Genomic DNA, 19,751 nt, shown 5'->3' with positions numbered 1-19,751 from the left:
GGCGTCGGCCTTGATCAGCAAGGTGGCCATGCCGTGTCGGTGTGCCCGGGAGACCCGGGCACACCGTTCCTTGGCGGCGGCCTCCTCGCGGGCGCGGGTCAGCTCGGGGGCCGCGGCGGCGACCTTGCCCTCGACCAGGGTCTCGAAGCGGGTCCAGGCCAGCCGCCCGTCGGCGGCCTCGTGGACTTCGGCGTCGACCCAGGCGGCCTCGTGCTGGGTGAGGTCGCGGGTGGCGTCGGCGACATGACGCGCGTGCGGGACCCGCACGGTGCCGGCCTGGACGCCGGCCCACAGTCGGGGGAGGCGGAGCACGAGGTCGACGGCGTCGGCGATCAACCGGCGGGCGCCGTAGGGGCTGGTCTGGATCCGGGCCCCGAAGGCGGCCGCGGCGTGCTCGGTGATCAACGGCGTCCCCACCCCACCGGACCGCTTCGCACGGGCCCGGCCGCGTCGATCCTGGGGCGGGAGGGCGTCGGGGTGGTGCAGCACCGCCCACTGATAGGCGGCACGCAGGATGTCACGGTCGGCAGCCGAGCGTGCGGCGTGAGCGGCCTCGACGAAGTCGAGAACCTCTCCCGCCGGCAGACCCTCCAGAGCCCCAGCCGCCCGATCACTGACCATGCCGACATCACATCAGGACCCCCCGACACAAACCCGGGCCATCGACTTGGCGCGTCACGAGCCTGTGGACAACGCCACGCATGCCCGGCGGAATCGGATCATGCTGCTGGGCATGGACATTCTCGGTATCCGCCAGGGCCTGCTCTGCCTCGCCATCGCCGTCCTCGTCTCCGGCTGTGCCGGCGCCGAGGCGGACGAGTCCGAGCTCCGTACTCCCCCGGCCCGTGACGTCCCCGCGGGCCAGGTGGGAGACGGAGCCGACGAGGGAGCAGACGGTCTCGCCACACCATGACCGACTCGGCTACGTTCGCCTCATCGCCCCGGTCCGGGCGATGTGGCATCTCGGGAGGACCCATGCGCACAGCCCTCGCGCTCACCGCGATCGTCGCCACCCTCGCCCTCGGCGGGTGCGGCGACGACGACACCGAGCCCGGCGACCCGACCTCGACCTGGACACCCACCGGGACGATGGAGGCGCCGACCAGCCCCACGGCAGACCCGCTGACAGAGGCGCCGGCGGACGAGACGGCACGGCAGTTCATCCGCAGGTGGGTGGCATTGGGCAATCAGATGCAGGCGACCGGCGAGACAGCAGGCTTCCTCGCCACTGCCGGTCCCGATTGCACTTCGTGCCACAAGTTCGCCAAGAAGGTCGAGCGCATCTACCGCAACGGTGGCTACATCCGCGGTGGCACTGATCAGATCATCGCGATGCAGGCGGAGTCGGACACCCAGTGGGTTGTGACCTTGGTCGCCAAGCCGACCGAGTACGCCGAGACACCGGGTGGGGAGGTCAAGTCCTTCGACGGTGGAACACACCGATCCCGCGTCTACCTCGCACATATCGACGGCCGCTGGATCGTTGGGGCCACCGAAGGTGTTCCCCTATGAGGATTCTCGGTCGTCTGCTCCTCTGCTTCGCGATCGCGGCGACAGTCCTCGGGAGCACGCAGGAACGGGCCGCCGCCGAGAACTGCAACGCGAACGCGAACCTTCTCTCCGCCTCAGAGACGTGCGGATCGTCCGGCCACGGAACTACAAAACTCCCGGTCGCCGGTCCTGGCCAGACCTACGCAGTGATCCCGGTCTGTGGGTCCAAGTTGCGCAGGCACTGTGGCAAGGTCCTCGATTGCACGGACGGCGAGGGAACCGCGGGCCACTATTACGACGTCAAGGTCGACGGCGTGAACCAGGGCCGCCACTGCATCACCCCATCGGACGCGACAGAGACGGGGGTCGTGACGCTCGATGCCGTGACCAGGGCGTTCAAGGACCTCACCTGGCCCGCATCCACCCTCGTCATCCAGCCACCCGACGGCCTGACGCTGGTCAACTTCGACACGAACTTCTACACGACCAGCACCTCCCCCATCACCCAGACGGTGACGCTCGTGAAGCAGCAGGTCACGATCGAGGCCACGCCCAGCCAGTACCACTGGACGTTCGGCGACGGCGAGACGCTCACGACGACCAAGCCGGGGGCGCCATACCCCAAGCTCACGAACACCCACGACTACCTGCGCATCGGGACGTACGCCGTCAGCCTCGCCACCACCTACACCGGTCGCTACCGGGTCGGCGACGGCGGCTGGCAGAGCATCGCCGAGACGGTGACGGTCGAGGGCACGCCGCAGCAGTTGCGTGTGATCGAGGCGCAGCCGAAGCTCGTCGGCTACTGAGCCTCGCGCGGGACGGCAGCGATGATCCGCACACTCATGTGGAAGGTCGAGGTCGCGCCTTCGAGGATCACGAGGAAGCCGTCGGGACCGTCCCGGTAGATCGCGCGGCTCTGCTCGGACCACGGGTCCGGCGGGCTGAACTCACGGGCGGCCGCGATGGCCGCCTCCAGGGCGGTCGCGCGGTCGGCGTGCTCGGTCCGGCCGATCTGCACGAGCGTCGGCGGCTTCCGCTCACCCTGGTTGGAGTACTCGAGGGCCACCCGCCAGGGTCCGCCGCTGCCGGGACCGTCGGTGCCCGGCTCGTACACGTCGTAGGTCATGGCCGGACCCTCCCCGCTCAGCGGACCGGCACACCTGCCGCAGCGAGCGCGGACTTCACGTCCGCGATGCGCAGCGTGCCGAAGTGGAAGACCGTCGCCGCCAGTACGGCGTCCGCGCCGGCCTCGACCGCGGGCGGGAAGTGCTCGGTGGCTCCCGCGCCGCCGGAGGCGATCACCGGGATCGAGACCTCGGCACGGACGGCGCGGATCAGCTCGAGGTCGAAGCCGTCGGTGGTGCCGTCGGCGTCCATGGCGTTCAGCAGGATCTCCCCCGCACCGAGCTCAGCGGCGCGCACCGCCCACGCGATCGCGTCGATGCCGGCGGACTGGCGGCCACCGTGGGTGGTCACCTCGAAGCCGGAGTCGGTGGCGTTCGCGGTGCCCGGCGGCACGCGGCGCGCGTCGACGGACAGCACCAGCACCTGGTTGCCGAAGCGGTGGGCGATCTCGGCGATCAGCTCAGGCCGCTTGATCGCGGCGGTGTTGACCGCCACCTTGTCGGCGCCCGCGCGGAGCAACCGGTCCACGTCCTCGACCGAGGAGACCCCGCCGCCCACCGTCAGCGGGATGAACACCTGCTCGGCGGTCGCCGAGACGATCTCCATCGTCGTCGCCCGGCCTTCGTGGGAGGCGGAGATGTCGAGGAAGGTCAGCTCGTCGGCGCCCTCCGCGTCGTACAGCTTGGCCAGCTCGACCGGGTCGCCGGCGTCCCGCAGGTCCTGGAAGTTGACGCCCTTGACCACCCGGCCGGCGTCGACGTCCAGGCACGGGATGACCCGCACCGCGAGGGTCATACCAAGCCGCCGCGGGTCAGCACGAGCGCGTCCTCGAGGGTGAACTGCCCGGTGTAGAGGGCGGTTCCGGCGATCGCGCCCTCGACGCCGATCGACACCAGGCCCATCAGCGCCCGGATGTCGTCGAGGGTCGTGACGCCGCCGGAGGCGACGACGGGCCGCGAGGTCGCGGCGCAGACGTCCTCCAGCAGCTGGAGGTTGGGGCCCTGCAGCATCCCGTCCTTGTTGACGTCGGTGACGACGTAGCGGGCACAGCCCTCGGAGTCGAGGCGCGCGAGGGTCTCGTAGAGGTCGCCGCCCTCCTTGGTCCAGCCACGCGCGGCCAAGGTGCGGCCGCGGACGTCGAGGCCGACGGCCACCCGGTCGCCGTACGTCGCGATCGCCTTGGCGCACCACTCCGGCTGCTCGAGCGCAGCGGTGCCGATGTTGACCCGGCGGCAGCCGGTCGCCATGGCGGCCTCGAGCGACTCGTCGTCGCGGATGCCGCCGCTCATCTCGACCTGGATGTCGAGGCGGCCGACGATCTCGGCCTGCAGCTCGCGGTTGTTGCCGTGACCGAACGCGGCGTCGAGGTCGACGAGGTGGATCCACTCGGCGCCCGCCTCCTGCCAGCGCAGAGCGGCCTCGATCGGGTCGCCGAAGCGCTTCTCCGAGCCGTCCACGCCCTGCACCAGCTGGACGGCCTGCCCGCCCTTGATGTCGACGGCGGGCAGCAGCTCCAGATACTCAGACAAGATTCTTCACCCAGTTCCTCAGCAGTTGCGCGCCCGCATCCCCCGACTTCTCGGGATGGAACTGCGTGGCGCAGAGCGGTCCGTTCTCGACGGCCGCGACGAATCGGTCGGCGGAGCCAGTGGGCCCGTGCTCGGCCCAGGTCACCAGCGGCTGGTGGCTCTGGGGTGTGCGGTCGTTGGTGACCAGCGTCCAGTCGCGGACCCCGTAGGAGTGCACGAAGTAGAAGCGCTCGTCCTCGATCCCCGCGAACAGACGGGTCCCGGACGGCACGGACACCGTGTTCCAGCCCATGTGCGGCACGATCGGCGCCTGCAGCCGCTCGACGACTCCGGGCCACTCGCCGCAGCCCTCGGTCTCGACGCCGTGCTCGATGCCGCGCTCGAAGAGGATCTGCATGCCCACGCAGATGCCGAGCACGGGCCGCCCGCCCGAGAGCCGGCGCGCGATGATCCGCTCGCCACGGATCGCCCGCAGACCGCGCATGCACGCCTCGTACGCCCCGACGCCCGGCACGAGCAGACCGTCGGCCTCCATCGCGGTGTCGAGATCGCTGGTGAGGGTGACCGCCGCGCCGGCGCGCTCGACGGCGCGGACCGCGGAGCGCAGGTTGCCCGAGCCGTAGTCGAGGACGACGACGGACGGAGCTGTCACAGAGCGCCCTTGGTCGAGGGGATGCCGGTCTCGCGCGGGTCGATCGCGACCGCGTCGCGGAACGCGCGGGCGAACGCCTTGAACTGCGTCTCGACGATGTGGTGCGGCTCGCGGCCCGCGAGGACGCGCACGTGCAGCGCGAAGTGGCCGTGGAAGGCGATCGACTCGAAGACGTGCTGGGTCAGCGAGCCGAGGTAGGAGACCCCGGAGCCGCCGAGCTGGACGTACTGCTGGCCCTCGGGCTCGCCGGTGTGCACGCAGTAGGGCCGGCCCGAGACGTCCACGACGGCGTGCACGAGCGCCTCGTCGAGGGGCACGGTCGCGTCGCCGAAGCGGCGGATGCCGACCTTGTCGCCCAGCGCCTGGCGCAGCGCCTGGCCGAGCGCGATCGCGGTGTCCTCGGTGGTGTGGTGGGCGTCGATGTGCACGTCGCCCTCGCTCTGCACCGTCAGGTCCACCAGCGCGTGGCGCGCGAAGGCGGTGAGCATGTGGTCGTAGAAGCCGACGCCCGTGGAGATGTCGTGCTTGCCGGTGCCGTCGAGGTCGACCTCGACGATCACCTTCGACTCGCTGGTCTGCCGCTCGATCCGTGCGGTCCTCGCGGTCCTGGCAGTCATGCGCGTTCTCCGTTCACATCGGTCAGTGCGGCCCGGAAGGCCGCCATCTCGTCGGGGGTGCCGACCGAGACCCGCAGCCAGCCGTCCGGCCCGGTCTCCCGGATCAGGACTCCCCGGTCGAGGAGACCCTGCCAGACGGCGTGGCGGTCGGCGAATCGTCCGAACAGCACGAAATTGGCGTCGGACTCGGCGACGTCGTACCGCTCGGCGCGCAGCCACTCGACGAGCGCGTCGCGCTCGCGGCGCAGGTCGTCGACCCGGCCGAGCAGCTCCGGTGCGTGCTCCAGCGCGGCCAGCGCGACGGCCTGGGTGACCGCGGAGAGGTGGTAGGGCAGGCGGACCACCCGGATCGCGTCGCAGATCTCGGTGGCCGCGGCGAGGTAGCCCAGGCGCAGGCCGGCGCCCGCGAAGGCCTTGCTCATCGTCCGGGTGACGACGAGGTTGCGGTACGTCGGCAGCAGCTCGAGCGCGCTCGGCACTCCGCTGCGGCGGAACTCCCCGTAGGCCTCGTCGACCACGACGATGCCATCGTCCCCGGCCGCCTCGCACAGCACCGAGACCGCCTCCGGCGGGAGCGCGGTGCCCGTCGGGTTGTTGGGGCTGGGCAGCAGGATCACGCTGGGCTGCTCGGTCTTGACCAGGTCGCGCGCGGCGTCGAGGTCGAGCGCGAAGTCCTCGGCACGCCGGCCGGCGACCCACCTGGTGTTGGTGTCGCGGGCGTACTCCGGATACATCGAGTACGTCGGCGCGAAGCTCACCGCCGTGCGGCCGGGCCCGCCGAACGCCTGGAGGATCTGCAGCATGATCTCGTTGGAGCCGTTGGCCGCCCAGACCTGCTCCGGCAGGACGCCCGCGGGCGTGTCCTTGGACAGGTACCACGCCAGCGACTGGCGCAGAGCGACGAACTCGCGGTCGGGATAGCGGTTGAGGGTCGCCGCCGCGGCCGCGGCGGCCGCCGCGATGTCGGCGACGCACGCCTCGGACGGACCGTAGGGGTTCTCGTTGACGTTGAGCTGGACCGGCACGTCCAGCTGCGGGGCGCCGTACGGCTCGATCCCGCGCAGCTCCTCGCGCAGCGGCGGCCAGCCGCCGCCGGCCGAGGCGGTCATCGGGTCGACCGGACGGTGATGGCGGCGCCGTGGCCGGGCAGGTCCTCGGCCTCGGCGAGGGTCACGACGTGTCCGGCGACGTCCGCGAGCGCCTCGGCGGAGTAGTCGACGACGTGCACCGACTTGGTGAACGCCCGCACCGAGAGGCCCGAGGAGTGGCAGGCACACCCGGCCGTGGGCAGCACGTGGTTGGAGCCCGCGCAGTAGTCGCCCAGGCTCACGGGGGCGTGCGGCCCGACGAAGATCGCGCCGGCGTTGCGCACCCGAGCGGCCCAGGCGGCGGCGTCCTCGGTGTGGATCTCGAGGTGCTCGGCGGCATAGGCGTTGACGACCTCGAGCCCCTGCTCGAGGTCGTCGACCAGCACGATGCCGGACTGCTTGCCGCCGAGGGAGGTGGTGATGCGCTCGGTGTGCTTGGTGGCGGCGACCTGCTGGTCGAGCTCGGCCTCCACCTCGGCGGCGAGCCGCTCGGAGGTGGTCACGAGGACCGACGCGGCCAGCGGGTCGTGCTCGGCCTGGCTGATCAGGTCGGCCGCGACGTACGCCGCGTTGCCGGTGTCGTCGGCGAGGATCGCGATCTCGGTGGGGCCGGCCTCGGAGTCGATGCCGACCTGGCCCTTGAGGATCCGCTTGGCGGTGACGACCCAGATGTTGCCGGGCCCCGTGACCAGATCGACGCGGCGACAAGGACCCACGCCGTAGGCGAACATGGCGATCGCCTGGGCACCGCCGACGGCGTACACCTCCTCGACGCCGAGGAGCGCGCACGCGGCCAGGATCGTCGGGTGGACCGAGCCGCCGAACTCCTTCTGCGGCGGGCTGGCCAGCGCGATCGACTCGACGCCCGCGGTCTGGGCGGGCACGACGTTCATCAGCACGGACGACACGAGGGGCGCGAGGCCCCCTGGCACGTAGAGCCCGACCCGCCCGACCGGGACCTTGCGGTGGGTGACGCGCGCGCCGGGGCCCAGGTCGGTGACCGCGTCCTGCTCGAGCTCGTTGGCGCAGGTCGCCCGCAGCCGGCGGATGGACTCCTCCAGGCCAGCTCGGATGTCGGGGTCGAGCCGGTCGAGCGCGTCGCGCATCGCCGCCGGCGACACCCTGATGTCGTCGACCCGGACGCCGTCGAACCGCTCTCCGAACTCGACGATGGCGTCCAGCCCGCGGGTGCGGACGTCCTCGCAGATCGCATGCACCGCCGGGACCGCCGCCTCGATGTCGAAGTCGGCACGGGGCACTGCCGCGCGGTAGTCGACCGAAGGGTCGGCATCACGCAGGTCGATGCGGCGGATCATGGACATGGCTCGATTCTACGGTCGGCACGCGTGTCGGTCCGCTCGTCCCCGCTACGTTGGACATGTGACCGACCAGCTCCCGATGTTCCCGCTCAACGCGGTGCTCTACCCGGGGGTCAGCGTGCCGCTGCACGTCTTCGAGGACCGCTACCGCGCGCTGGTGCACCATCTGCTGCGCATCGAGGACCCCGCGGAGCGGCTGTTCGGGACGGTCGCGATCCGCGAGGGCTACGAGGTCGGCGACCACGGCAACCAGTCGCTCTACCGCGTCGGGGTGCGGCTCCAGCTCACCGACGCCGAGGCGCGCCCCGACGGCACCTTCGACGTCGTCGCCGTGGGCCGGGACCGGCTCCAGCTCGACCGCCTGCTCACCACGGGCGACTATCCCGTCGGGGAGGTCACCCTGCTCTCGAACCCGGAGGTCGACGTGCCGGCGGAGCTCGTCGAGCAGGCGAAGGCGACGTTCACCGCCTACCGCCACGTGCTCCGCTCGATCGCCGGCGACCCGCTGCAGGGCGAGCTCCCCACCGACCCGACCTACCTGTCCTGGACGCTCGCCGCGTGCACGCCGCTGCCGATGGGCGAGCGCCAGCAGCTGCTCGAGGCCGCGGACGCCGCCGAGCGCCTGGTGCTGGTCACCGACCTGCTCCGCGCGGAGCTGCGGGCCATCAACGTGATCACGTCCCTCCCGGCGACCGAGGTCGCCCGCACCCGGTGGTCGCCGAACTGATGAAGAGGAAGCCCGCCGGGGGTACGCCGGCCACGACCGCGCTGGCCGCCGCCGGCGTGGCGTTCACGGTCCACGAGTACGACCACGACGCCCGCGCGGCGTCGTACGGCGAGGAGGCAGCCGAGGCGATGGGCGTCGCTGCGGACCGGGTGTTCAAGACCCTGTTCGCCGAGGTCGACGGCGCCCTGGTCGTGGGCGTCGTGCCCGTCTCCGGACAGCTCGACCTCAAGGCCCTGGCCCGGGCCGTCGACGGTCGCAAGGCCGTGATGGCCGACCCGCGGGCCGCCGAGCGGGCGACCGGGTACGTCGTCGGCGGGATCTCGCCGCTCGGACAGCGCAAGGCCCACCCGACCGTGGTCGACGACTCCGCGCTGAGCCACGACACCGTCTTCGTGTCGGCCGGACGGCGCGGGCTGGAGGTCGAGCTCAGCCCTGCGGAGCTGGTGCGGCTGACGGCTGCTCGGTCTGCTCCGATCGCTCGGCCCGGTCGGTAGCCGGAGTGGGGCTGAACGACAGCATCAGGACGAGATAGGCGAGCAGGGCGCCCACCGGCCACGCGAGGTAGGGGGTCCAGCCGGTCACGTCGAGGTGCCCGGGCAGCCTGTCGCCGACCTCGTGGGCGGCCAGCAGGGATGCGGGATCCGTCGGCCCGAGGAACTCCCCCAGCACGGCCATGACCGCCAGGCCCAGCCCGGCGCCCACGAGCACGGCGAGCAGTCCGGGTACGGCCCGCTCGCGCGCCAGCCAACCGCAGACCAGGCCGAGGAGCACGGCGAGCCCGAAGCCGACGACGACGTAGGTCGCCGTCGCGCTGAAGTCGCGGGTGATGCCGGGGTCGAAGGGGTCGGGATACCAGGCCTTGCCGGCCTCCGTGTCGTAGATCCGGCCCATCGGCGCCGGCCCCCACCAGGTCCACCAGAGCCACCCGCCGAGTGCGCCCAGCAGAGGGCCGAGCACGACGGGGACGGCGAGGGGCACGACCAGGTCGCGCCTCATCCGGCCAGGCATCCCGGTCCGAGGAGCTGCTTGAGGTCGGCGAACAGCGCCGAGGACGGAGTCACCCGCAGATTGTCCCCCAGGCGCATGACCTTGGTGGAGTCGCGGCTGAGCAGCTGCAGGCGCACCTCGGTCAGACCGGCGTGGGTGGTGAGCACCTCGCGCAGCTGCGCCACCACCGGGCCCGTGCAGCGCGTCGACGGCAGGCTGATCACGACCGGCCCGTCGCTGCCCCTCTCCAGGTCGGGGACCGTGACCTCCTGGCCGCGCAGCTGCGCGGCGTCGCGCTCGGTGTCGAGCTGGCCGCGGACCCGGATGATGGCGTCCTCGGTGAGATAGGGCGCCGCGAGGCGATAGCTGCTGGGGAACAGCAGCACGTCGATCGCGCCCTCGAGGTCCTCCAGGGTCACCGTCGCCCACGGGTCGCCGTTCTTGGTGATCTTGCGTTGGATCGCCGTGACCAGGCCCGCGACGGTGACCGTCGAGTTGTGCGCTCGGCTCTCGTCGGTGACCAGCTGGCCGATGGTGCAGTCAGTGCCGTTGGAGAGGACGTGCTCGAGACCGAGCAGCGGGTGGTCGGAGACGTAGAGGCCGAGCATCTCGCGCTCGTGACCGAGCAGCGTCATCTTGTCCCACTCGTCGATGTCGGGGACGGTCACGCTCACCCCGAACCCGCCGTCCCCGCCGTCGTCGTCGCCCAGCCCGGCGAAAAGGGAGTCCTGGCCGATCGCCTCGTTGCGCTTGATGTCGACGTACTGGTCGACCGCGGTCTCGTGGATCGCCACGAGGGCCCGGCGCAGGTGCTTCATGTCGTCGAACGCGCCGGCCTTGATCAGCGAGTCGATGACCCGCTTGTTGCAGACGGTCACCGGCACCTTCGACAGGAAGTCGTTGAAGTCGGCGAACCGGCCCTTCTCGGTGCGTGCCTCGACGATGCCGTCGACGACGTTGGACCCGACATTGCGGATCGCGGTCAGGCCGAACCGGATGTCGCGGCCGACCGCGGTGAAGTCGTGGGCCGACTCGTTGACGTCGGGCGGCAGCACCTGGATCTTCATCCGGCGGCACTCGTTGAGGTAGATCGCCATCTTGTCCTTGTCGTCCTTGACGGACGTCAGGAGCGCGGCCATGTACTCGGTCGGGTAGTTGGCCTTGAGGTAGGCGGTCCAATAGGTGATGACGCCGTACGCCGCGGAGTGCGACTTGTTGAAGGCGTAGTCGGAGAACGGCAGCAGGATCGCCCACAGCGTGTCGATCGCGTCCTGCGGATAGCCCCGCTCGAGCATGCCGGCCTGGAAGCCGGCGTACTGCTTGTCCAGCTCCTCCTTCTTCTTCTTGCCCATCGCGCGCCGCAGGTTGTCGGCGGCGCCCAGGGTGAAGCCGGCCAGGACCTGGGCGATCGCCATCACCTGCTCCTGGTAGACGATCAGGCCGTAGGTCTCTCCCAGGACCTGCTCGAGCGGCTCCTCGAGCGCCGGGTGGATCGGCTCGATCGGCTCGCGGCCGTTCTTGCGGCGGGCGTACTTGTTGTGCGAGTCGGCGCCCATCGGGCCGGGCCGGTAGAGCGCGCTGACGGCGGTGATGTCGGCGAACTTGTCGGGCTGCATCGAGCGCAGCAGCGCGCGCATGCCGCCACCATCGAGCTGGAAGACGCCGAGGGTGTCACCGCGGCCCATCAGCTCGTAGGTGGCCCGGTCGTCGAACGGGAGCTCCTCGAGGACGACGTCCGCGTCGCGGTTGGCCTTGATGTTGACCAGCGCGTCCTCGAGGATGCGCAGGTTGGACAGGCCCAGGAAGTCCATCTTGACCAGGCCCAGCGACTCGCACATCGGGTAGTCGAACTGGGTGATCACCGCGCCGTCCTGCGGGCGCGCCATGATCGGCACGATGTCGATCAGTGGCTCGCTGGACATGATCACGCCCGCGGCGTGCACGCCCCAGTTGCGGATCTGGCCCTCGAGGCCGAGCGCGGTCTGGTAGATCGTGCGGACGTCGGGGTCCTGCTCGTAGAGGGCGCGGAACTCGCCGCCGTCGTTGTAGCGCTTGTGCTCGGGGTTGAAGATCTCCTTCAGCGGGACGCCCTTGCCCATGACGTCGGGCGGCATCGCCTTGGTGATCTTGTCGCCGATCGCGAAGCCGTGGTCGAGCACGCGCGCGGCGTCCTTGATCGCGGCCTTGGACTTGAGCCGGCCGAAGGTCGCGATCTGGGCGACCCGTTCGGCGCCGTACTTCTTGCTGACGTAGTCGATGACCTCGCCCCGGCGGGCGTCGTCGAAGTCGATGTCGAAGTCGGGCATCGAGGGACGCTCGGGGTTGAGGAAGCGCTCGAAGAACAGGCCGTGCTCGAGGGGGCACAGGTCGGTGATCCGCAGGGCGTACGCCGCGATCGAGCCCGCACCCGAGCCGCGGCCCGGTCCGACGCGGATGCCGTTGTCCTTGGACCAGTTGATGAAGTCGGCGACCACGAGGTAGTAGCCGCAGTAGCCCTTCTGCGAGATGATCGCGAGCTCCATCTCGACGCGGTCCCGGACCTCCTGGGTCAGCTTGTCGCCGGGGTAGCGCGCCTCGATGCCGCGCCAGACCTCCTTGCGGAACCAGGAGTCCTCGGTCTCCCCCGCCGGGACGTCGGCGCGCGCCATGTAGCCGCCGGTCGACTCGGTGAACTCGACCGAGCAGCGCTCGGCGATCGCGACCGTGTTGTCGCAGGCCTCGGGCATGCCGAACCGGTCGGCCCACAGCTCGCGCATCTCGGCCGCGGACTTGATGTAGTAGCCGCCGCCGTCGAACTTCAGCCGGTTGGTGTCGGAGAGCCGCTTGCCCGAGGCGACGCAGATGAGGGCGTCGTGGGCGTCGGCGTCCTCGGGATTGTTGTAGTGGGAGTCGTTGGTGGCGATCGGCGGGATGCCGAGCTCCTTGCCCAGCCGCAGCAGGTCGTCGCGGACCCGCTTCTCGATGGAGATCCCGTGGTCCATCAGCTCCAGGAAGACGCTGTCCCTGCCGTAGATCTCCTGCAGCTCGGCGGCTTCGCGGACCGCCTCGTCCCACTGGCCCAGCCGCAGCCGGGTCTGGATGGCCCCGCTGGGGCAGCCGGTGGAGACCAGGACGCCCTTGCTGTGCTCGGCCAGGATCTCCTTGTCCATCCGGGGCTTGTAGAAGTAACCCTCCAGGCTGGAGCGCGACGAGAGCCGGAACAGGTTGTGCATGCCCTCGGTGGACTCGGCCCACATGGTCATGTGGGTGTAGGCGCCACCGCCGGCGACGTCGTTGCCGCCCTCCTCGGCGGCCTCCGCGGAGTTGTTGCTCTGGCCCCACCGCACCCGCCGCCGCTCGCCGCGGGGCGTGCCGGGGGTGATGTAGGCCTCGATGCCGATGATCGGCTGGACGCCGTACTTCTTCGCCTTGGAGTAGAAGTCGTAGGCGCCGTGCAGGTTGCCGTGGTCGGTCATCGCGATCGACCTCATGCCGAGGTCGTTGACGCGGGTGAACAACCCGTCGAGCAGCGACGCACCGTCGAGCATGGAGTACTCGGTGTGGACGTGCAGGTGGACGAAGTCCCCGGCGTCAGCAGCCATCGGCGGTTCGGCGCTCCTCAGATGATCAAGGGGTGGTCGCTCGGGGAAGAGGACCAGCCTACGTGACGGACGACCCGACCCTAGGCCGACCCTCCGACAGATCCCGGCGACCACTCCATCCGCAGGTCGGGAGCCCGCTCCTCGTTCTCCGCGCCGTCGGTGTGCTCGCGCTCGACCAGCCCGTGGGCGGCGTAGAAGGCGCGGGCCGGCGCGTTCTGCTCGAAGACCCACAGACTGAACCCGGCGGGGTGACGGGCCTTGACGACCTCCAGCAGGGCGCTGCCGACGCCGCTTCCCTGGCTGTCCGGGTCGACGTAGAGGTCGTCGAGCCAGGTGCGGGTGAAGCGCGCGTAGCCGACCACCCGGCCGCCGTCCTCGGCCACCCAGCACTCCGAGTCTCCGAGCCGCGCGGAGAGGTACGCCCGGACCTCGTCCGGTCCGTGGACCGCGAGCGGCATCGGGGCGGCGCCGCGGGCGGCGACCTGGACGGCGGCGATCTGCGGTACGTCGACCGGCGTCGCCGGGCGCAGGATCAGCTCAGTGAGCGTCACGGACGACGTCGAGCGCGTGCGCGAGGTCGGCGGGGTAGGTCGACTCGTACTCGACGTACTCGTCGGTCTCGGGGTGCACGAAGCCCAGCTTGACGGCGTGCAGCCACTGCCGCTCGAGCCCGACGCGACGAGCGAGCACCGGGTCGGCGCCGTAGGTGATGTCGCCGACGCAGGGATGCTTGAGCGCGCTCATGTGGACCCGGATCTGGTGGGTGCGGCCGGTCTCGAGGTGGATCTCGAGCAGGCTCGCGAAGCGGTGCGCCTCGAGGGTCTCGTAATGGGTGACGCTGTGGCGCCCGTCCTCCATGACCGCGAACTTGTAGTCGAAGCGGGGGTGGCGCCCGATCGGGGCGTCGACCGTGCCCTCGAGCGGGTCGGGGTGGCCCTGGACCAGCGCGTGGTAGGTCTTGTCGACGGTACGGCGGCGGAAGGCGTTCTTCAGCACCGAGTAGGCGTGCTCGGACTTGGCGATCACCATCACGCCCGAGGTGCCGACGTCGAGGCGCTGGACGATGCCCTCGCGCTCCTTGGCGCCCGACGTGGAGATCCGGAATCCCGCTCCGGCGAGGTGGCCGACGACCGTCGGACCGCGCCAGCCCGGCGAGGGGTGGACGGCGACGCCGACCGGCTTGTCGATCACGACGATCGCGTCGTCGTCGTGGATGATCTTGATGCCCTCGACGATCTCGGGGACCACCTCGAGATGGTCGACCTCGGCCGGGATCGAGACGTCGAGGAGGGAGCCGCCGAGGACCCGCTCGCTCTTGCCGCCCACCGGCGCACCGTCGACGACGACCCGGTCCTGGGCGATGAGCTCGGCCGCGCGGGTGCGCGAGAGGCCGAAGAGCTGGGCCATGGCCACGTCGACGCGCTCGCCGTCGAGGCTGTCGGGCACCGACAGGCTGCGGTGGTCACCCGTCGTCATGACTCCTCCTCGGGCGCGACGCGGCGCCCGTCGAGGCCCACGCCACGCAGCACCTGCAGCAGGATCAGGCCGACGCCGACGTTGATGCAGACGTCGGCCACGTTGAAGACCGGCCAGTTCGGCAGCATGAGGAAGTCCACGACGTGGCCGCGGAACACTCCGGGCTCGCGGGTCATGCGGTCGACCAGGTTGCCGTCGATGCCGGCCAGGAGGAGTCCGAGCCCGACGGCCCAGACCTTGCTGGCCACCCGGCGGCTGGCCCACAGCACCACGAGAGTCGCGACCCAGGCGAGGCAGGTGATGGCGACGGTGAACCGGGTGCCGAGGCTGAACGCGGCGCCGGGGTTGTAGGTCAGGTGCAGCTGGAGCAGCTCGCCGACGACCTCACGGTCGGGCTCGCCGGTCAGGTGGCGCACGGCGAGGACCTTGGCGACCTGGTCCACGGCGACCATGAGCACGGTGACCGAGGCGAAGATCAGCCAGCTGCCCGGGTGGGCGAGGATGCGCTCTCCGGTCCGGCCGGGTCCGTCGTCGCGGTGGTCTACCGGCGTTCCTCGCGCTGCTTGCATGTCATGCACAGTGTGGCACGCGGAAACGCCATGAGCCGCATCTTGCCGATGGGGTTGCCGCAGGACTCGCAGACGCCGTAGGTGCCGTCGTCGATGCGGGCCAGGGCCCGGTCGATCTGGGCCACCTTCTCCCGCTCGTGGTTGAGGACGGTCAGCTCGTGGTCGCGCTCGAAGCTGGTGGCCCCGAGGTCCGCCTGGTCCTGGCCGGCGCCGTCACCGGAGTCGCGCAGCAGCCCGCTCAGGTCGGCCTCCTGCTCCTCGAGGATCCGGGCGCTCGCCTCGCGCTGCTCGTGCAGCTCGGCCAGCACCTCGGACAGCTCGTCGGCGGACCACGCCTCCTCGTGCTCGAGGACGACGAGGGAGCCGGGTGCCGCCTTCTTCGCCGGTGCGGCCTTCTTGGCCGGTGCAGCCTTCTTCACGGGAGCCCCCTTCTTCGCTGTTGTCGTCTTCTTCGCGGGAGCGGCCTTCTTGGCCGGTGCCGCCTTCTTCGCCGGTGCGGCCTTCTTCGCGGGGGCGGCCTTCTTCGCCGGTGCCGCCTTCTTCGCGGGAGCGGCCTTCTTGGCCGGTGCGGCCTTCTTCGCGGGAGCCCCCTTCTTCGCTGTTGCCGTCTTCTTCGCGGGGGCGGCCTTCTTGGCCGGTGCCGCCTTCTTCGCCGGTGCGGCCTTCTTCGCCGGTGCGGCCTTCTTCGCCGGGGCCGCCTTCTTCGCCGGGGCCGCCTTCTTCGCGGGAGCCGCCTTCTCGGCGGCAGCGGCGGCCTTGCGCGGACGAATGATCTTCCGGGCGGCGGAAGCGGCCTGACCGGCCAACGACTTCTTGGTGCTGCGGGCCATGGAAGGACTCCTCAGAGGCGGCGACCCACGCACCAACGAGCGGTGGGCGTGCTGCGGAGGGTAGCGGGAACACGGGAGCGGTCCAAGGAGGCGCGCGAGGAGCGAGACCGCTCAGCCCCTGCGACGACGAACCGGCCGGCCCGCGGTGCGGGCCGACCGGTTCGGTCGAGCTTGGAGGGAGGTGGAGCCGGGAGGCTCAGCCCTCTTCCTCGCCGAGGATGGAGCGCAGCCGCTTGGGTGCGGGCGCCTCCTCGACCGGCGCCAGGGTGTCCCCCGGCGTCTGCAGGGCCTCGAGCTGCTGGGTGAAGTAGCTCTTGAGGCGGGAGCGGTACTCGCGCTCGAAGGAGCGCAGCGTCTCGACCTCGGCGGAGAGCTTGTCGCGCTCCTTCTCGAGGTCGCCGAAGAGCTGGGTACGGCGCTCGGCGGTCTCGGCGTCGAGCATCTCGGCGCGGGTGCGGGCGTCGGACTCGAGCCGGTCGGCCTTGATCTTGGCCTCGGAGGCGAGTCGCTCGGACTTGGTCCGAGCCTCGCCGACGATCTTGTCGGCCTCGTTCTTGGCGTCCTCGACGAGCTCGTCGGCGTTGCGCGTGGCGATCTCGAGGAGGCGAGCCGCGGCGTTGGACGCCTCGGGGACGGTCTCGACCCGGATCGTCTGCACGCCGCCGGTCTCGGCGGGCGCGGCGACGGGCGCGGCGGCCACGGGCTCGACGGGAGCGGGCGCCACGACCGGAGCGGGAGCGGGAGGCTCGGGCAGGACCTCGGGGACCGGCGCCAGCTGGGTCGGGGCGTCGAAGCTCGGCGACGAGCCGCCCTGGCCGGACTGGGCGGCGGCGAGCTTGGCGCGGAGGTCGTCGTTCTCCTGGGTGAGTCGAGCGAGCTCGGCCTCGACCTCGTCCAGGAACTGGTCGACCTCGCCCATGTCGTAGCCCTCACGCAGGCGAACCGGCGTAAAGCGCTTGTTGCTCACGTCCTCAGGCGTCAGGGGCATGACCTCACCAATCTTTTCCAGAAGAATCTCGACGGTATGTCTTCACGAACCATAGCGCTTGCCCGGGTGAAGGCGGCATCCGCGGTCCGTGGGTGACCTGGGGTCTGCGCCAGCGTGGTGGTGACCACTGGCGTCACAGGAGTATCACAGGAGGAGGTTACGGCGGTTCACCTCGAGCAGGACGTAGGCCAGGATCATGACCAGGATGAAGCTGACGTCCAGGGCGAAGTTGCCGATCCGGATGGGCTTGATCAGCTTGCGCAGCCCGTTGATGGGCGGGTCCGTGACGGTGTAGGCGAGCTCGAGGAACACGAGCACCGGACCCCGGGGCTCCCAGGCGCGCGCGAAGACCTGGACCCAGTCGGTGATGAAGCGCACCCACAGGAAGCCGATGAAGGCGAAGAGCACGCCCTCGATGATCCAGCCGACGATCTCCACCCCTCCAACCTATCGGGAGACTCGAGCCGCCCCTCTGCGGCGTCCCCCATCGCGAACGCGTGCCGCCAGGCGGAGCCCGGACCTACGCAGACGACCCACCCCATCCAAACGCGTGCCGCCAGGCGAAGGCTGGACCTACGCAAGACGACCGCGCGGCCCGCAGCCCCAACGTCAGTCTTGCCGCCACGCGAACGCAACCACCGACCGGACTCGACCGCGCGGCCGGCAGCGTGTCGCGCCGCGGCGAAGCCGCGTCGAAGGCAAGCGCGGGCCGAGCGCAGCGAGCGCCTGCGCGCAGCCTTCGACTGGCGACACGCTCGGCCCAACCAACTCAGCTCTGGTTGAAGAAACCGTCCGCCGCGATCGCCTGCTTGTCCTCGGCGGCCACGGTCACGTTGGGCGGCGAGAGCAGGAACACCTTGTTGGTGACCCGCTCGATGCTGCCGCGCGTGGCGAAGATCAGGCCGGCGGCGAAGTCGACGAGACGCTTGGCGTCGGCGTCGTCCATCTCGGTGAGGTTCATGATGACCGGGATGCCCTCGCGGTACTCCTCGCCGATGGAGCGCGCCTCGTTGTAGGTCGTGGGGTGCAGGGTGGTGATCCGGGAGAGCTCCGCGACGACCGGCTGGGGGGCGACGGCGACGGGGCGGCGACGCTCCTCGAGGTCGGCGACCTTGCCGGAGGCGCTGCCTCCGACACCGCCGGACGGGACGGCTCGGACGGGGCGCTCGGTCCGGGGCTGGCGGGTCTCGCGGGTGCGGGACTCGCTCACCTCGTCGGCGTACTCGTCGTAGCCGGCCTCGTCATAGCCGGTGTCCTCCAGCAGGCCGAGGTACTCACCGATCCTGCGCATCGCACCGCTCATGACTGTTGCCTCCGTGATCCGCGTCCCCGGGGTGCGGGCACGACTGGTGGTGTTGTGGACATTACTGGACTCCAGGCCTCGATCCGAGGACCGCGGAGCCGATGCGTACGTGTGTCGCGCCGACGGTGATCGCGGCCTCGAGGTCCCCGCTCATGCCGGCGGACAGGAGGGTGGCCTCGGGGTGGCGGGCGAGGAAGTCGGCGCGGATCCCGGCGAGCCGGGCGAAGGCCAGCGCGGGGTCGTCGTCGAGCGGGGCGACCGCCATCAGTCCGCGCAGCCGCAGCTCGGGGGTGCGGGCCACCTCGTCGGCGAGGGCGGGCAGGGTGGCGGGATCGGCGCCGGCACGATGGTTGCGCCCGGGCGGGTCGAGGCTGACCTGGAGCAGGACGTCGACGACGCGTCCGGCGTCGGCGGCGCCGCGGGCCAGGCGGGGCACGAGGGCGGGCCGGTCGACGGACTCGACGACGTCGGCGTAGCGGGCCACGGCTGCGGCCTTGTTGGACTGCAGGCCGCCGATGAAGTGCCAGCGCAGGCCGAGGTCGGCGCACTCGGCCGCCTTGGCCTCGGCCTCCTGGTGGCGGTTCTCGCCGACGTCGGTGATGCCGAGCCCGGCGAGCAGGCGGACGTCGGAGGCGGGGAAGAACTTGGTGACCACGACGAGTGCGATCTCGTCGGCGGCTCGCCGGGTGTCGGCCGCGGCGCGCGCGATGCGCTCGTGGACGGCGGCCAGGTTGGCGCGCAGCTCCTCGACGCGCTCGGGGCTCGGCGGGGTCATGGCAGCCACACCAGCCCGGCGAACCGGCCGGCGGCGGCGCCGTCGCGGCGGTAGGAGTGGTAGGTCCGGTCCTCCAGGGTGCAGCCGGGCATCGTCGTGACGGTCACGCCGGCAGCGGCGAGCTGGGCGCCGACACCGGCCCCGAGGTCGAGGGCCGGGGTGCCCCAGCTGGTCTCGGCGTACGTCGCCGGCACGCGCGCGGCGACCTCCTCGCGCAGGGCGGCGGGGACCTCGTAGCACCGGCCGCAGATGTGCGGCCCGACCCAGGCCTCCAGGCGGGTGGCACCGAGATCGCGCATGCGGTCGACCGTGCGGGGGACGATGCCGAGCTCGACGCCGCGGCGGCCGGCGTGGGCGACGCCGACGACTCCGGCCGCGGGGTCGGCGATCACCACGGGGACACAGTCGGCGACCCGGACCATCAGCGCGACCCCGCGCTCGGCGGTGACCAGGCCGTCGGCCCGGGGCGCGGGATCGTCGGCGCGACCGACCGTCGCGACCTCGGCGCCGTGCACCTGGCGCGCCCAGGCGACGGAGACGCCGAGGGTCTCGGCGATCCCGGCGAGGGCCGGGGCGAACCCGGCGCCGTCGGCGAGGTCGACCGAGGCGTCCGTGAACGCGACCTCGACCCGGCACCCGCTGGCGCGGTCCGGGTCGAGGGTCGTCTCACGGAAGGCGAACACAGTCGGTC

24 protein-coding genes are annotated in these 19,751 nt (G+C 71.2%); 5 read left to right on the top strand and 19 right to left on the bottom strand.

What is annotated here, in order from left to right; translation table 11 throughout:
* The coding region (locus tag FHP29_RS21535) for a DUF222 domain-containing protein (protein WP_158296466.1) at nt 1–621 on the bottom strand (621 nt) is incomplete at its 3' end.
* 112 nt (nt 622–733) lie between these two features.
* Here FHP29_RS21535 and FHP29_RS04960 point away from each other — a divergent pair.
* From FHP29_RS04960 to FHP29_RS04950, 3 genes are all read left to right on the top strand, one after another.
* Nucleotides 734–913: a hypothetical protein gene (locus tag FHP29_RS04960; protein WP_139621739.1), complete on the top strand. Its 180-nt coding sequence runs from the start codon at nt 734–736 to the stop codon at nt 911–913.
* Between the two features lie 62 nt (nt 914–975).
* Nucleotides 976–1,512, top strand: coding sequence for a DUF6318 family protein (locus tag FHP29_RS04955; RefSeq protein ID WP_139621738.1), 537 nt, complete (start codon nt 976–978; stop codon nt 1,510–1,512).
* A gap of 362 nt (nt 1,513–1,874) precedes the next feature.
* Nucleotides 1,875–2,300 carry a PKD domain-containing protein gene (locus FHP29_RS04950; RefSeq protein ID WP_139621737.1) on the top strand — a complete coding sequence of 142 codons (426 nt, stop codon included), beginning with the start codon at nt 1,875–1,877 and terminating at the stop codon, nt 2,298–2,300.
* Here FHP29_RS04950 and FHP29_RS04945 read toward each other — a convergent pair.
* The 7 genes from FHP29_RS04945 to hisD are packed head-to-tail and all read right to left on the bottom strand — an operon-like array spanning nt 2,294 to nt 7,821.
* The gene (locus FHP29_RS04945) at nt 2,294–2,620 is read right to left on the bottom strand and encodes a hypothetical protein (protein WP_139621736.1); all 327 of its coding nucleotides are present in this window, start codon (nt 2,618–2,620) and stop codon (nt 2,294–2,296) included. The genes FHP29_RS04950 and FHP29_RS04945 overlap by 7 nt on opposite strands.
* Before the next feature lie 17 nt (nt 2,621–2,637).
* On the bottom strand, nt 2,638–3,414 hold the full coding sequence (gene hisF / locus FHP29_RS04940; RefSeq protein WP_139621735.1) for an imidazole glycerol phosphate synthase subunit HisF: 777 nt from the start codon (nt 3,412–3,414) through the stop codon (nt 2,638–2,640).
* Entirely contained in the window at nt 3,411–4,148 is a 738-nt protein-coding gene (priA, locus tag FHP29_RS04935) for a bifunctional 1-(5-phosphoribosyl)-5-((5-phosphoribosylamino)methylideneamino)imidazole-4-carboxamide isomerase/phosphoribosylanthranilate isomerase PriA (protein WP_139621734.1), read from the bottom strand. The genes hisF and priA overlap by 4 nt, the downstream gene beginning before the upstream one ends.
* Nucleotides 4,141–4,800 (bottom strand): imidazole glycerol phosphate synthase subunit HisH, encoded by a 660-nt coding sequence (gene hisH, locus FHP29_RS04930; protein ID WP_139621733.1) that lies wholly within the window; start codon nt 4,798–4,800, stop codon nt 4,141–4,143. Before hisH ends, priA begins: the two co-directional genes overlap by 8 nt.
* Nucleotides 4,797–5,417, bottom strand: coding sequence for an imidazoleglycerol-phosphate dehydratase HisB (gene hisB / locus FHP29_RS04925; RefSeq protein ID WP_139621732.1), 621 nt, complete (start codon nt 5,415–5,417; stop codon nt 4,797–4,799). The genes hisH and hisB overlap by 4 nt, the downstream gene beginning before the upstream one ends.
* Nucleotides 5,414–6,526, bottom strand: coding sequence for a histidinol-phosphate transaminase (locus FHP29_RS04920; protein WP_139621731.1), 1,113 nt, complete (start codon nt 6,524–6,526; stop codon nt 5,414–5,416). The genes hisB and FHP29_RS04920 overlap by 4 nt, the downstream gene beginning before the upstream one ends.
* The gene (gene hisD, locus FHP29_RS04915; protein ID WP_139621776.1) at nt 6,523–7,821 is read right to left on the bottom strand and encodes a histidinol dehydrogenase; all 1,299 of its coding nucleotides are present in this window, start codon (nt 7,819–7,821) and stop codon (nt 6,523–6,525) included. The genes FHP29_RS04920 and hisD overlap by 4 nt, the downstream gene beginning before the upstream one ends.
* A 64-nt stretch (nt 7,822–7,885) precedes the next feature.
* Here hisD and FHP29_RS04910 point away from each other — a divergent pair, with 64 nt between their 5' ends.
* Entirely contained in the window at nt 7,886–8,551 is a 666-nt protein-coding gene (locus FHP29_RS04910; RefSeq protein WP_139621730.1) for an LON peptidase substrate-binding domain-containing protein, read from the top strand.
* Nucleotides 8,551–9,045 (top strand): Cys-tRNA(Pro) deacylase, encoded by a 495-nt coding sequence (ybaK, locus tag FHP29_RS04905; protein ID WP_139621775.1) that lies wholly within the window; start codon nt 8,551–8,553, stop codon nt 9,043–9,045. The genes FHP29_RS04910 and ybaK overlap by 1 nt, the downstream gene beginning before the upstream one ends.
* Here ybaK and FHP29_RS04900 read toward each other — a convergent pair.
* The 11 genes from FHP29_RS04900 to FHP29_RS04850 all read right to left on the bottom strand — a co-directional run bounded on the left by FHP29_RS04900 (nt 8,978) and on the right by FHP29_RS04850 (nt 19,743).
* The gene (locus FHP29_RS04900; RefSeq protein ID WP_139621729.1) at nt 8,978–9,547 is read right to left on the bottom strand and encodes a hypothetical protein; all 570 of its coding nucleotides are present in this window, start codon (nt 9,545–9,547) and stop codon (nt 8,978–8,980) included. The two genes, ybaK and FHP29_RS04900, sit on opposite strands and share 68 nt — an antisense overlap.
* Nucleotides 9,544–13,119: a DNA polymerase III subunit alpha gene (dnaE, locus tag FHP29_RS04895; RefSeq protein WP_139621728.1), complete on the bottom strand. Its 3,576-nt coding sequence runs from the start codon at nt 13,117–13,119 to the stop codon at nt 9,544–9,546. Before dnaE ends, FHP29_RS04900 begins: the two co-directional genes overlap by 4 nt.
* 80 nt (nt 13,120–13,199) lie before the next feature.
* Nucleotides 13,200–13,670 (bottom strand): GNAT family N-acetyltransferase, encoded by a 471-nt coding sequence (locus FHP29_RS04890; RefSeq protein WP_139621727.1) that lies wholly within the window; start codon nt 13,668–13,670, stop codon nt 13,200–13,202.
* A complete protein-coding gene (locus FHP29_RS04885; protein ID WP_139621726.1) occupies nt 13,657–14,595 on the bottom strand; it encodes an RluA family pseudouridine synthase in 939 nt (312 codons plus the stop codon). The genes FHP29_RS04890 and FHP29_RS04885 overlap by 14 nt, the downstream gene beginning before the upstream one ends.
* Nucleotides 14,592–15,164: a signal peptidase II gene (gene lspA / locus FHP29_RS04880; RefSeq protein ID WP_139621725.1), complete on the bottom strand. Its 573-nt coding sequence runs from the start codon at nt 15,162–15,164 to the stop codon at nt 14,592–14,594. Before lspA ends, FHP29_RS04885 begins: the two co-directional genes overlap by 4 nt.
* The gene (locus FHP29_RS04875; protein WP_192903966.1) at nt 15,137–15,994 is read right to left on the bottom strand and encodes a TraR/DksA family transcriptional regulator; all 858 of its coding nucleotides are present in this window, start codon (nt 15,992–15,994) and stop codon (nt 15,137–15,139) included. The genes lspA and FHP29_RS04875 overlap by 28 nt, the downstream gene beginning before the upstream one ends.
* 196 nt (nt 15,995–16,190) lie before the next feature.
* On the bottom strand, nt 16,191–16,982 hold the full coding sequence (locus tag FHP29_RS04870) for a DivIVA domain-containing protein (protein WP_139621724.1): 792 nt from the start codon (nt 16,980–16,982) through the stop codon (nt 16,191–16,193).
* Nucleotides 16,983–17,126: 144 nt separating this feature from the next.
* Nucleotides 17,127–17,420, bottom strand: a complete 294-nt coding sequence (locus tag FHP29_RS04865) for a YggT family protein (RefSeq protein WP_139621723.1) — start codon at nt 17,418–17,420, stop codon at nt 17,127–17,129.
* A 331-nt stretch (nt 17,421–17,751) separates the two neighbouring features.
* On the bottom strand, nt 17,752–18,285 hold the full coding sequence (locus FHP29_RS04860) for a cell division protein SepF (RefSeq protein WP_139621722.1): 534 nt from the start codon (nt 18,283–18,285) through the stop codon (nt 17,752–17,754).
* A 61-nt stretch (nt 18,286–18,346) separates the two neighbouring features.
* Entirely contained in the window at nt 18,347–19,060 is a 714-nt protein-coding gene (locus FHP29_RS04855; RefSeq protein WP_139621721.1) for a YggS family pyridoxal phosphate-dependent enzyme, read from the bottom strand.
* Nucleotides 19,057–19,743 carry a purine nucleoside phosphorylase YfiH/LACC1 family protein gene (locus FHP29_RS04850; RefSeq protein WP_139621720.1) on the bottom strand — a complete coding sequence of 229 codons (687 nt, stop codon included), beginning with the start codon at nt 19,741–19,743 and terminating at the stop codon, nt 19,057–19,059. Before FHP29_RS04850 ends, FHP29_RS04855 begins: the two co-directional genes overlap by 4 nt.
* Nucleotides 19,744–19,751 lie beyond the last annotated feature (8 nt).

The organism is Nocardioides albidus, assembly GCF_006335005.1.
Classification (GTDB): Bacteria; Actinomycetota; Actinomycetes; order Propionibacteriales; family Nocardioidaceae; genus Nocardioides; species Nocardioides albidus.
The sequence above is the reverse complement of the archived record's forward strand: the minus strand, read 5'-3'. Positions and strand labels throughout refer to the sequence as shown.

Bases quoted from the DNA above. Each gene is read 5' to 3' on its own strand.
- ybaK (WP_139621775.1), top strand. From the start codon at position 8,551: ATGAAGAGGAAGCCCGCCGGGGGTACGCCGGCCACGACCGCGCTGGCC.
- hisD (WP_139621776.1), bottom strand. From the start codon at position 7,821: ATGATCCGCCGCATCGACCTGCGTGATGCCGACCCTTCGGTCGACTAC.
- FHP29_RS04885 (WP_139621726.1), bottom strand. From the start codon at position 14,595: ATGACGACGGGTGACCACCGCAGCCTGTCGGTGCCCGACAGCCTCGAC.
- lspA (WP_139621725.1), bottom strand. From the start codon at position 15,164: ATGCAAGCAGCGCGAGGAACGCCGGTAGACCACCGCGACGACGGACCC.
- FHP29_RS04955 (WP_139621738.1), top strand. From the start codon at position 976: ATGCGCACAGCCCTCGCGCTCACCGCGATCGTCGCCACCCTCGCCCTC.
- FHP29_RS04900 (WP_139621729.1), bottom strand. From the start codon at position 9,547: ATGAGGCGCGACCTGGTCGTGCCCCTCGCCGTCCCCGTCGTGCTCGGC.
- dnaE (WP_139621728.1), bottom strand. From the start codon at position 13,119: ATGGCTGCTGACGCCGGGGACTTCGTCCACCTGCACGTCCACACCGAG.
- FHP29_RS04875 (WP_192903966.1), bottom strand. From the start codon at position 15,994: ATGGCCCGCAGCACCAAGAAGTCGTTGGCCGGTCAGGCCGCTTCCGCC.
- hisF (WP_139621735.1), bottom strand. From the start codon at position 3,414: ATGACCCTCGCGGTGCGGGTCATCCCGTGCCTGGACGTCGACGCCGGC.
- FHP29_RS04945 (WP_139621736.1), bottom strand. From the start codon at position 2,620: ATGACCTACGACGTGTACGAGCCGGGCACCGACGGTCCCGGCAGCGGC.
- hisB (WP_139621732.1), bottom strand. From the start codon at position 5,417: ATGACTGCCAGGACCGCGAGGACCGCACGGATCGAGCGGCAGACCAGC.
- FHP29_RS04920 (WP_139621731.1), bottom strand. From the start codon at position 6,526: ATGACCGCCTCGGCCGGCGGCGGCTGGCCGCCGCTGCGCGAGGAGCTG.
- FHP29_RS04860 (WP_139621722.1), bottom strand. From the start codon at position 18,285: ATGAGCGGTGCGATGCGCAGGATCGGTGAGTACCTCGGCCTGCTGGAG.
- FHP29_RS04870 (WP_139621724.1), bottom strand. From the start codon at position 16,982: ATGCCCCTGACGCCTGAGGACGTGAGCAACAAGCGCTTTACGCCGGTT.
- FHP29_RS04855 (WP_139621721.1), bottom strand. From the start codon at position 19,060: ATGACCCCGCCGAGCCCCGAGCGCGTCGAGGAGCTGCGCGCCAACCTG.
- FHP29_RS04960 (WP_139621739.1), top strand. From the start codon at position 734: ATGGACATTCTCGGTATCCGCCAGGGCCTGCTCTGCCTCGCCATCGCC.